General features: G+C 67.1%; 1 protein-coding gene. It reads right to left on the reverse strand.

Going from position 1 to position 1,636, the window contains the following annotated elements:
- Positions 1 to 172: 172 nt before the first annotated feature.
- On the reverse strand, positions 173 to 1,387 hold the full coding sequence (locus tag ACFWF3_RS35175) for an acetyl-CoA C-acetyltransferase (protein WP_379318438.1): 1,215 nt from the start codon (positions 1,385 to 1,387) through the stop codon (positions 173 to 175).
- Positions 1,388 to 1,636: the final 249 nt, after the last annotated feature.

Raw genomic sequence — 1,636 nt, forward strand, 5'->3', positions numbered from 1 at the left:
GAGGCGGTCGACGGTCGCGGTGAGGTCGCGCGCGAACGCCTCGGTCATCGTATTGGTCGACTGGTTCGGGTCGTCCATCGTGAGCACGAGCACCCGATCGGCGCCGAGTTCCCAGGCAATCATGTTGTCAGTCATTGCTTTTCGTTGTTCCTTCGGTATCGGAGTCCGACGCTCAGACGCGCTCGATGATGGTGGCGATGCCCATGCCACCGCCGATGCACAGCGTGATCAGCGCGCGGCGCGCTCCTCGTCGCTCGAGCTCGTCGACCATGGTTCCGGTGATCATGGCCCCGGTCGCGCCGAGCGGGTGGCCCATGGCGATGGCGCCGCCGTTGACGTTGAGCTTCTCGTCGGGGATGTTCAGCTTCTTCTGGAAGTTGAGCACCACCGAGGCGAAGGCCTCGTTGAGTTCGAACAGGTCGACGTCGTCGACCGTGAGCCCGGCCAGCGCCAGCACCTTCTCGGTCGCCGGGACCGGGCCGGTCAGCATGATCGTGGAATCGGCGCCGCTCACCGCGGAGGCGACCACACGGGCGCGCGGCGTGAGACCCGCGGCGACACCGGCGGATTCACTGCCGATGAGTACCAGCGCCGAACCGTCGACGATGCCGGAGGAGTTGCCGGCGTGGTGGACGTGGGTGATCTTCTCGACGTGGTGGTAGCGCTGCATCGCGACGGCGTCGAAGCCGCCCATCTCCCCCATCGCCGCGAACGACGGGGTCAGCCCGGCCAGGCTTTCCACTGTGGTGTCCGGGCGCATGAACTCGTCGTGGTCGAGCAGCACCGCGCCGTTGATATCACGCACTGGAACAATGGATTTGGCGAAGTAGCCACCCGACCAGGCCGCGGCGGCCTTGCGCTGCGAGCGCACCGCGAAGGCGTCGACGTCCTCACGGGTGAAACCCTCGATCGTGGCGATCAGGTCCGCACCGACACCCTGCGGCACGAAGTAAGTGTCGTAGTTGGTGACCGGGTCCATCGCCCACGCGCCACCGTCGGAGCCCAGTGGAACCCGCGACATCGACTCCACGCCGCCGGCGATGACGAGCTGCTCCCAGCCCGACCGCACCTTCTGGGCGGCGGTGTTGACGGCTTCGAGGCCCGAGCCGCAGAACCGGTTGAGCTGCACACCGGCGACGGTGTCGGGCAGCCCGGCCGCCAAGGCGGCGGTCTTGGCGATATCGGCGCCCTGATCGCCGACCGGCGACACGACGCCGAGCACGATGTCATCGATCGCCGCCGGATCGAGTCCGGGATGGCGGGTCTTCAGTTCGTCGATGAGCCCGACCACCAGGTCGAGCGGCTTGACGCCGTGCAGCGCGCCGGTCTTCTTGCCACGCCCACGCGGCGTGCGGATCGCCTCGTAGATGAATGCCTCGGTCATGATTCTCTCTCCTCGCTCGAATCTGACAACAGGATGCAGCAGATTTGGAAATCTGACAAGGCTTTGTGGCAGACTCGGCGCATGGTCAAGGATCGTGCGTACGCGGGTGTGCCTGCCGAACAGCGGCGCGCGCAGCGCCGGGTCACGTTCCTGGAGGCCGCCAGGGAGATCGTCGGCACCCAGGGCTCGGCCCGACTCACCGTCGGCGGCCTCTGCCGCCAGGCCGGACTGACCGAGCGATACTTCTACGAG

The sequence above is a fragment of the Nocardia sp. NPDC060220 genome (genome assembly GCF_042727815.1).
Classification (GTDB): Bacteria; Actinomycetota; Actinomycetes; order Mycobacteriales; family Mycobacteriaceae; genus Nocardia.